This is a genomic window from Vreelandella salicampi (genome assembly GCF_013415105.1).
Lineage (GTDB): Bacteria > Pseudomonadota > Gammaproteobacteria > Pseudomonadales > Halomonadaceae > Vreelandella > Vreelandella salicampi.
In genome coordinates this window covers 20,574-28,272 of sequence record NZ_JACCDF010000023.1, presented here as the reverse complement: position 1 = coordinate 28,272, position 7,699 = coordinate 20,574, and the positions used below count along the sequence as shown (strand labels likewise).

Genomic DNA, 7,699 nt, shown 5'->3' with positions numbered 1-7,699 from the left:
TCCAAGCCCAGGCCGAGGGTCAAAATCTGTGTGCCGTCCATGCCATGCCTCCTGTCGTCGTGGAGGTCATATCCTGGCCCAGATCAGGGGGTGAATTCCACACCCAACGACGAAGAGCCCATAAACTCGATCAGACGCCGGCACATGGCCTCGCAGATCGCCTCGGCATCCACGCGAACGGCGGCCTCAAGTTCCAAGTGCAACACTATTGTCGCGCGCTCAAGTAAGCTTGAAGCGCTGGGCGTGGAAATGAGCACCGCCATGCATTTGTTCCCGCCACCACGTTCGATAAAAGCTGCGCAAGCAAGAGAGCATCACCAGCGCGGTTAAGGCGTTTGTGCGCACCAACCCTTTTTACACAGATTTACCCCAGTACCGTAACCGCTTCACCATCTCGCGATGGACACCCTACTGTTCAGCTATCGGTTCCCGCCCCCTCTCAAAAAAGCATGCCCCTCAGGAACAGCGCCTTTCAGGCGCTGTGTGCCATATTTGGCACACCATGGAAAACGTTTTTTCCTCTAAAAGCCCAGCCATCACTGATGCTTGCGAATCCTCACATCGGTCTATATGATTTATCTGGTTAAAATAATCAACAATAAGGTTATAGGAGAGTAGCGAATGCAGCCTCAAACATCTTCTGGCCATGTGGCCTCTTACTACGCGGCGTCGGCGAATGCTACGCCGGAAAGGCCAGCGCTTAGCGGCGATATTGAATGTGATATTTGCGTGGTGGGTGCCGGGTTTACAGGTATCTCTGCAGCGTTGCATCTGGCGGAGCGTGGCCATCGTGTTGTGGTGCTGGAAAGTGTGGCGATTGGCTTCGGGGCTTCCGGCCGCAATGGTGGGCAGATCGTTAATAGCTATAGCCGTGATATGGATGTTATCGAGAAGCAGAATGGCGCTGAAACCGCCCGAGCGCTGGGGGCGATGGCATTTGAAGGTAACCAAATTATCCGCCAGCGGATTGTCCAGTATGACATCGACTGCGACCTCAAAGAGGGTAACCTTTTTGCTGCCTGTAACAGAAAACAGTGGGAAGGGTTGAAAGAACACAAGGCCCTGTGGGAGCGCTACGGTCACCATGAACTGGAGTTGCTGGAAGGTAATGAGGTCAAGCGTGAAATTAGCAGCGAGCGCTATGTAGGCGCGCTGGTGGATCACTCCGGTGGCCATCTGCATCCCCTCAATCTGGTGCAGGGGCAGGCGGCGGCGCTGGAGTCGTTGGGTGGCAATATTTTTGAACACTCGCCGGTCACGCGCCTAGAGCACGGTGAGCCAGTGACGCTGCATACACCCAAGGGCCGAGTGACCGCCGAGCGCGTTGTCATGGCGGGTAATGCTTACTTGCAAGGGTTGTTACCCAAGCTGGAAAATAAGGCTATGCCGTGTGGCACTCAGATTATTACCACTGAGCCACTGTCTGCGGAGTTGGCAACACGCCTGCTGCCTGATAATAAAGCGGTAGAAGACTGTAATTATCTGCTGGATTACTATCGGCTGACTGCTGACAACCGCCTGTTGTATGGCGGCGGTGTGAACTATGGCGGGCAAGCGTCCACCAGTATCGAGGCAGCTATTCGGCCGAAAATGCTGACTACCTTCCCAGAGCTTGGCGATGTTCGAGTCGATTACGCCTGGAGCGGCAACTTCTTGCTAACACTCAACCGCCTGCCGCAATTTGGCCGCATTAATAGCAACGTTTACTACGCGCAGGGGTACTCTGGCCATGGGGTAACGTGCTCCCATCTGGCTGGCAAGTTAGTGGCAGAAACGATCAGCGGTGAAGAAGCGCGTTTTGAAGCCTTTGCGCAGATTTCCCACCTACCCATGCCCGGTGGGAGGCTGTTACGTGTACCGCTTTCCGCAATGGGCGCGTGGTTCTACGCCATGCGTGACCGGTTGGCGGTTTAGTGTTGATCAGTTTGATGATGGCTTAAAAGCGGGCTGGCGAATACGTTCGTCAGCCCGCTTTTATTGGCCACGGATGCTCACGGATAGCACGGAATAAAAAGCTAATAGAAGGGCGGGATAGCAGGGAAAGGCAGGCAGAAGTAACAAGAGAGGCGGCGAGCGCCTCTCTCTGTTCTAACAACTCATACGTGCCGCAGGTACCAGTCGTACTCCATGGCACTGACTTCACGCATGGCTTCGGCGCGTTCGGCGTGGCGGTTGGCGATGAAAACGTGGATGAAGTCTTCGCCTAGCTGTTCGCCGAGCACGCAGTTGGTGCCCAGCAGGAACAATGCCTGCGTCCAGCTGTTGGTCAGTTGAGGAGCCACCTGCTCATAGGCGTTACCGATGATGGGAGCGACTGGCTGACGCTCCTGGGTCAGGCCGTGATGGATCGATACCAGCACTGTGGACAATAGCAGGTAAGGATTAACGTCAGCACCGGCCACGCGGTGTTCTATGCGCCGCGCTTCTTTCGGACCGGCGGGAACACGTATTGCCACGGAACGGTTGTCGTACCCCCAGGTGGGCGCCATGGGCACGTACAGCCCCTGCTGAAAACGCCGGAACGAATTGAGGTTAGGGGCCAGTAGCGCCATGGAGTCCGGCATCAGTTCAAGCAACCCGCCAACCGCGTGCTGAAGCGCGACGCTTTCCAGCGGGTCGTCACCGTTTTCGGAAAAGATATTCTGGCCGTTTTCATCCAGCAGGCTGACGTGAACATGGGTGCCGCTACCGGCTTCCTGGCCGTATGGCTTGGCCATGAAGGTGGCTTCAAAGCCATGCTGTAATGCGACGCCCTTGATCAGCCGCTTGAGCAGTACGGAATGATCGCAGGCGCGTAGAGCATCATCGGTGTGAATCAGGTTGGCTTCAAACTGACCCGGCGCGCATTCCTTCAGCACCGTATCTAGCGGTAAACCCTGCGCCCGCGCTGCGCTTTGCAGGTCATCAATAAATTCGGCGTACTCATCCAACTCCAGCACGGAATACAGCTGGCTTTGGGTCGCCCGTTCACCGCTACAGGGCGATTTCGGTGGCTGGATTAAATTGCCTTCGCAGCGTTGTCGGTCAACCAGATAAAACTCCAGCTCAAGCGCTACCACAGGTGTCAGGCCAAGATCAGAAAGCTGACCGAGAATGCGCCGCAGAATCTGGCGCGGGTCGGCAAAGAAAGGCGTGCCGTCCATTTCTTCCATGGTCATCAACAGCTGGCCGTAGTGCTTGTTATTCAACCAGGGAACCGAGTGGAGCGTGCCGTGCACGGCATGACACAGGCGGTCGCCATCGCCGCTGGAAAGCCCCAGCCCGGTTTCTTCGACGGTGTTGCCGTTAATATCCAGTGCAAAGACGGATGCTGGCAGGTAGATGCCTTTTTCGAACACCTTACCAAGATTGTCGACGGGAATGCGCTTGCCACGGATGACGCCATTCAGATCGCTGACCAATAGATCAATGCTGGTGATGTCAGGATGACGATCCTGAAAGGCTAAAGCTTCGTTGTGAGCATTTTGGGCGGAAGACATACGTTAACCCTTGTTTTTGTACAGTGTTGGTTATGAAACGTTGGTTGTGAAGCGTTAGTTATCTATCGCTGGCACTGAACCAGTGGTAGTGATTTTGATAACAGTATCCTTACCTCGCTCGGCATATGTGTCAAATATTTAATAACAAAAATGTCGTATTTTTTGTATTTAATTTCATATTTTATTTTTATTTTCATTTATATCAATGGTTTGTGATTTTTTTTTACAAAAATTACGTTTTAGGCTTGGAAATTAAAACAAGCCACGCTATGTTGAGTGCATCGTTGAATAAAACATAACAACCTAAAAAGTGTAATGACTATGCAAGTAACTCATTCCCCGCGCCCACTAGTGGGCGTTATCGCCTGTTGCCGAGAGGTGGAAGGACATTCCGCTCAGATGGTGACTGACAAGTACCTACAAGCGCTCTATCTCTACGGCATTACGCCGGTGGTTCTTCCCGTACTAGCCACCGATATGTTGACGCCTGAAGAGCGTGCCGAGCAGACCATCGCTCTATTGGGCAGTCTGGATGGCCTGATGTTGACCGGCAGCTACACCAATGTCTCCCCCGAACGGTATGGCGCCGAGCGAGCTGCGGAAAATACCCGTGGCGATGTACGGCGCGATGACGAGGCGCTTAGCTGGGTACATGAGGCGGTACGCCAGGAATTACCTTTATTTGGCATTTGTCGCGGTTTTCAGGAAATGAACGTTGCCTTTGGTGGCACGCTGCACCAGGCCGTACAGACGCTACCGGGTATGCTTGACCACCGTGAGCCGCCCGCTGACGACAAGGCCGGTCACTACGTCCCCTCCCATAAAGTGAACATCCGCCCAGGTGGCGCCTTAGAAGCGCTATATAGCGGTGAGCATGTTGAGGTGAATTCACTCCACCAGGAGGGTATTGACCAGCTGGCACCGGGCCTTGAAGCAGAAGCCTGGGCGCCGGATGGCCTGGTTGAAGCGATTTCCGTGCGCGACGCCGCTGCGTTCGCACTGGCCGTTCAATGGCACCCGGAGTGGCGCCCCAAAGAACACCCTTTTTATGACGCACTGTTTCAGGGGTTTGCGACGGCTTGCCGCCAGCATCTTACCCAACGTGACGCCCAGTTAGCTGCTTGCTGAAAGCTTGTTGCAACGATTTGATCAGGAGCCGATTCCATGCAGACCCAGGATTATCAAACGCTGGACAACCAGCACCACCTTCATCCGTTTACCGACTTTAAATCGCTCGGCGAAGAGGGTAGCCGCATCATCACTCACGCCGATGGGGTATACATTCACGACAGCCAGGGCAATCGTATTCTTGATGGTATGGCGGGACTTTGGTGCGTCAATCTCGGTTACGGGCGCCAGGAGTTGGTTGAGGCTGCCACCGAGCAGATGCAGCAGCTGCCGTATTACAACAATTTCTTTAAGACCACCCACCCACCAGCAGTGAAGCTGGCCGCCAAGCTAAGTGAGCTGGCGCCCGATCATATCAATCATGTGTTCTTCACCGGATCCGGCTCTGAATCTAACGATACCGTGCTGCGCATGGTACGCCGCTATTGGGCGATCAAAGGCAAGCCGGAAAAGCAATGGATCATCTCGCGTGAAAATGGATATCACGGTTCTACCGTTGCGGGCATGAGCCTTGGCGGCATGGCGCCGATGCATGATCAAGGTGGCCCCTGTGTGCCGGGCATTACCCATATCTGCCAGCCTTACTGGTTTGGTGAAGGGCGCGACATGAGCCAGGAGGCTTTTGGCAAACAGTGTGCCCAAGTGCTGGAAGAGAAAATTCTGGCACTGGGCGAAGACAACGTAGCGGCCTTTATCGCCGAGCCTGTTCAGGGCGCGGGCGGGGCGATCATCCCGCCGGACAGCTACTGGCCAGCGGTCAAAGAAGTGCTGGCCAAATACAATATTCTGCTGATTGCCGACGAGGTGATCTGCGGCTTTGGCCGTCTGGGTGAGTGGTTTGGTAGTGATCACTACGGGTTAAAGCCTGACCTGATGCCGATCGCCAAAGGTTTGTCGTCAGGCTATCTGCCGATTGGCGCGGTGCTGGTGGGCGACCGCGTAGCCGATACGCTGATCGACGACGGCGGCGAGTTCTTCCACGGCTTTACCTATTCCGGCCATCCCGTCTGTGCTGCCGTGGCGCTTAAAAACCTTGAACTGCTGGAAAGCGAACGAGTGGTTGAAACAGTCCGCGATGACCTAGGCCCCTATCTGGCCAAGCGTTGGCAGGAACTGGCTGAACACCCGCTGGTGGGCGAATCCCGTTCGCTGGGCCTGATTGGCGCGCTGGAACTGGTTGCCGACAAGAACACCGGCGAGCGCTTCGATAAATCGCTCTCTGCGGGCAATTTGTGTCGTGATTTTTGCTTTGAAAGCGGACTGGTGATGCGCTCAGTGGGCGACACGATGGTGATGTCGCCGCCGCTAATTATCACTCGCAGTGAAATTGATGAGCTGGTGAGCAAGGCGCGTTTGGCACTGGACAAAACAGCTGAAAAGCTGGCGATAACACACCCCATGGAGAGTGCATAATGGCGGCAGATAAAACGAAAACCCTAGCCGACTGGCAATCAAAAGCAGCGTTACTGAGCTTTGAAACGCGCGCTTTTATCAATGGCGAGTTTGTGGCTGCCGTCGATGGCAACACACTGACCAGTATCAATCCTGCTACCGGAAGCGTGCTTGCGGAGGTGACCAGCTGCGATGCGCCAGATGCTGAGCGTGCAACGCAAGCGGCCCGTGCCACCTTTGATAGCGGTGTCTGGTCACGTTGCCACCCGAGTCAACGCAAGCGCGTGTTGCTGCGCCTCGCGGATTTGGTAGAGACGCACCGCGATGAGTTGGCGTTACTCGATACGCTCGATATGGGTAAGCCGATTTCCAGCTCACTAGGGGATTTGGCAGGCACTGTCGCTTGCTTACGCTATCAGGCGGAATGTATCGACAAGCTTTATGGCGAAGTGGCCCCCACGGGAGATAGCGCGCTTGGGTTGGTGTTACGCGAGCCCATGGGGGTCGTGGCGGCCATTGTGCCATGGAATTTTCCACTGATGATGACGTCCTGGAAGATTGCCCCAGCACTGGCCGCGGGCAATAGCGTCATTCTCAAACCGTCGGAAAAATCGCCTTTATCAGCGCTACGCTTGGCTCACCTTGCCCAGGAAGCCGGTATTCCTGACGGCGTCTTTCAGGTTTTGCCTGGTTACGGCCATACGGTGGGCAAAGCCCTGGCGCTTTCCATGCAGGTAGATTGTCTGGCGTTTACCGGCTCCACCGGTGTGGGTAAACAACTGATGCAGTACGCTGGACAATCCAACCTGAAACGCGTGTTTCTAGAGTGCGGTGGCAAAAGCCCTAATATCGTTTTTGCCGACTGCCAATACCTTGATGCCGTCGCCCAAAGTGCTGCAGAAGCTATTTTCCACAACCAAGGCGAAGTCTGTATTGCCGGTTCGCGCCTGCTGGTGGAAAACAGTATTCGCGAGGATTTTGTGGCCCGCGTGGTGAAAGCTGCTGAGCACATGCAGCCAGGAGATCCGCTCGACCCGGATAGCTTTATGGGCGCCATGGTCGATGAAGCGCAGTATCAACGGGTACTTGATTATATTCGCCAAGGAAAAAGCGAAGGCGCCACCCTGACGCTAGAGGGCGAAGCCAATCACTCCCAGGGATATTTCCTGTCGCCGACGATTTTCGATGACGTTACTCCCGATATGCGCATTGGCCGCGAAGAAATCTTTGGCCCCGTGCTGAGCGTATTCGGTTTCGACAGCGAAGAGCAAGCAATTGCACTGGCCAATGATAGTGACTTTGGCCTCGCTGCCGGCGTTTGGAGCCAGGATATTGACCGCATTATGCGGGTCTCGCGGCGTCTGCAATCCGGTCAGGTATATGTGAATAACTGGGCGGGTATCGATCAGACAGTGCCTTTCGGCGGCGTGAAACAGTCGGGCAATGGGCGCGATAAATCGCTTCATGCGCAGGAGAAATACTGCGAAGTGAAGACGGTGTGGATGTCGCTGAGCGTTTGAACCATCGAAGTTCGTAACGAGCTTCGCCTGGGCACTTCACCCTTTATTGATTCGATTCAACAGCGCTAGGTGTCACGGCAAATGCCGTGCCCCCTCGTCGAGGGGGGCTTGTGCCTGAAAAACCAATAAAAACAAGCATAACAATGATCGGAGTCGCCATCACTGCAATGATTTCCTAAC

6 protein-coding genes are annotated in these 7,699 nt (G+C 54.8%); 4 read left to right on the top strand and 2 right to left on the bottom strand.

Annotation, left to right across the window (positions count from 1 at the left end; all coding sequences use genetic code 11):
- Positions 1 to 83: 83 nt before the first annotated feature.
- The gene (locus tag HZS81_RS17500) at positions 84 to 263 is read right to left on the bottom strand and encodes a hypothetical protein (RefSeq protein WP_179931804.1); all 180 of its coding nucleotides are present in this window, start codon (positions 261 to 263) and stop codon (positions 84 to 86) included.
- 358 nt (positions 264 to 621) lie between these two features.
- Between HZS81_RS17500 and HZS81_RS17495 the strand changes: the two genes are divergently transcribed.
- Complete coding sequence (locus HZS81_RS17495; protein ID WP_179931803.1) at positions 622 to 1,914, top strand: NAD(P)/FAD-dependent oxidoreductase; 1,293 nt, start codon at positions 622 to 624, stop codon at positions 1,912 to 1,914.
- Positions 1,915 to 2,096: 182 nt separating this feature from the next.
- Here the strand turns inward: HZS81_RS17495 and HZS81_RS17490 are convergent, their stop codons facing one another.
- On the bottom strand, positions 2,097 to 3,479 hold the full coding sequence (locus HZS81_RS17490; RefSeq protein WP_179931802.1) for a glutamine synthetase family protein: 1,383 nt from the start codon (positions 3,477 to 3,479) through the stop codon (positions 2,097 to 2,099).
- A 321-nt stretch (positions 3,480 to 3,800) separates the two neighbouring features.
- Between HZS81_RS17490 and HZS81_RS17485 the strand changes: the two genes are divergently transcribed.
- Genes HZS81_RS17485 through HZS81_RS17475 form a run of 3 tightly spaced genes read left to right on the top strand, consistent with a single transcriptional unit; the run spans position 3,801 to position 7,519 of the window.
- A complete protein-coding gene (locus HZS81_RS17485; RefSeq protein WP_179931801.1) occupies positions 3,801 to 4,607 on the top strand; it encodes a gamma-glutamyl-gamma-aminobutyrate hydrolase family protein in 807 nt (268 codons plus the stop codon).
- 36 nt (positions 4,608 to 4,643) lie between these two features.
- Entirely contained in the window at positions 4,644 to 6,020 is a 1,377-nt protein-coding gene (locus tag HZS81_RS17480; protein WP_179931800.1) for an aspartate aminotransferase family protein, read from the top strand.
- The gene (locus HZS81_RS17475; RefSeq protein ID WP_179931799.1) at positions 6,020 to 7,519 is read left to right on the top strand and encodes an aldehyde dehydrogenase; all 1,500 of its coding nucleotides are present in this window, start codon (positions 6,020 to 6,022) and stop codon (positions 7,517 to 7,519) included. The genes HZS81_RS17480 and HZS81_RS17475 overlap by 1 nt, the downstream gene beginning before the upstream one ends.
- Positions 7,520 to 7,699 lie beyond the last annotated feature (180 nt).

Excerpts from the sequence above, each read along its gene's own strand:
- HZS81_RS17500 (WP_179931804.1), bottom strand. The coding sequence starts at position 263 with ATGGCGGTGCTCATTTCCACGCCCAGCGCTTCAAGCTTACTTGAGCGC.
- HZS81_RS17495 (WP_179931803.1), top strand. The coding sequence starts at position 622 with ATGCAGCCTCAAACATCTTCTGGCCATGTGGCCTCTTACTACGCGGCG.
- HZS81_RS17490 (WP_179931802.1), bottom strand. The coding sequence starts at position 3,479 with ATGTCTTCCGCCCAAAATGCTCACAACGAAGCTTTAGCCTTTCAGGAT.
- HZS81_RS17485 (WP_179931801.1), top strand. The coding sequence starts at position 3,801 with ATGCAAGTAACTCATTCCCCGCGCCCACTAGTGGGCGTTATCGCCTGT.
- HZS81_RS17480 (WP_179931800.1), top strand. The coding sequence starts at position 4,644 with ATGCAGACCCAGGATTATCAAACGCTGGACAACCAGCACCACCTTCAT.
- HZS81_RS17475 (WP_179931799.1), top strand. The coding sequence starts at position 6,020 with ATGGCGGCAGATAAAACGAAAACCCTAGCCGACTGGCAATCAAAAGCA.